Source organism: Protofrankia sp. Cr1, assembly GCF_963555865.1.
Taxonomy (GTDB): domain Bacteria; phylum Actinomycetota; class Actinomycetes; order Frankiales; family Frankiaceae; genus Protofrankia.
The window spans coordinates 7,132-8,142 of record NZ_CAUVXO010000205.1 but is presented as its reverse complement, the minus strand read 5'-3'; the positions used below and the strand labels follow the sequence as shown (position 1 = coordinate 8,142).

Below are 1,011 nucleotides of genomic sequence, written 5' to 3'. Positions count from 1 at the left end.
CCCGACCGACCCGACCAGCCCGACAGCCTGAGCAGCCAGGCGCTCTTAGTTCGGGCTGGGGGTGACCCGGATGTGCTCGTCGGACCCGATGGCGCTGAACCGTTCGAGGAGCCCGAGTTCCCTGCGGAGGATCATCCGTTCGGCCCGCAGCCGGGCCGCGGCATCGGGTGCGGCGAGCAGCGCCTGGCGTTCGGCTGTCTGGGTCACCACGGAGGCGGCAACGATGTAGGACAACATCCGGGGGTCATCGGGAAGATCGGGAAGTCGGAGCTCGGCGGCCTGGGAGCTCGAGAGCCGGGCGGCGTAGTCGTGGAGCAGCTTCGTCACGACGGGGACCTGCGCGGCCGCATCCTGGGCGTCCCCGATCCCGTCGCTGAGATACTCCACGTCGCCGGTGAGGTAGGGACGGCTGGTCCGGTCCACCGCCAGTACCCGGAACTTCGCCCCGCCCGATGCGATGATCGAGAAGCGTCCGTCGGTATGCCGGTCGATCCGGCGGATGTTCGCCGTGCAGCCGATCTCGTGGAAGGTCGGGAGGTCGTCCGTCCCGGTCTCCCTGCCGTGGCGGATGGCGACGACCCCGAACCGGCGCGGCTCACCTGCGGCAAGGTCCAGTAGCTCGGCGACAAGCACCCGGTAGCGGTGTTCGAAGATTTTCAGTGGGAGCAGGAGGCCGGGGAGCAGCACGGTCCCCAACGGGAACAGGGCTAGCCGTTCGGTCATGACGGAAACACCTGTTTCAGGTCGGGGAACCTCCTGAGATGCCGCTGGACGCGATCAGGCTCCGAACCCATCATGGGCCCGTCGCCGGCAGGACGCTCGGTTGGCAGCGCCCGGCAATGGTGCGCGCAGCGTCGCGGTGCTGGGGCCGGATGTGTGCCGGCAGCCGTACGCTACTGTTACGCGACATACTGTTGCCCCGATGAGGGGTGCGGCGGGAGGCGTTTCCGTGGTCGAACCCACGCCGGAGCTGCTGGTCGTCGGTGCATCGTCGGACCCGGTGCGGTCGCG

Annotated in this window: 1 protein-coding gene; it reads right to left on the bottom strand. The window is 68.9% G+C overall.

Features of this window, described 5'->3' with window-relative positions:
- Window positions 1–45: 45 nt before the first annotated feature.
- Entirely contained in the window at window positions 46–723 is a 678-nt protein-coding gene (locus tag U9980_RS16175; RefSeq protein WP_322747488.1) for an LON peptidase substrate-binding domain-containing protein, read from the bottom strand.
- Window positions 724–1,011: the final 288 nt, after the last annotated feature.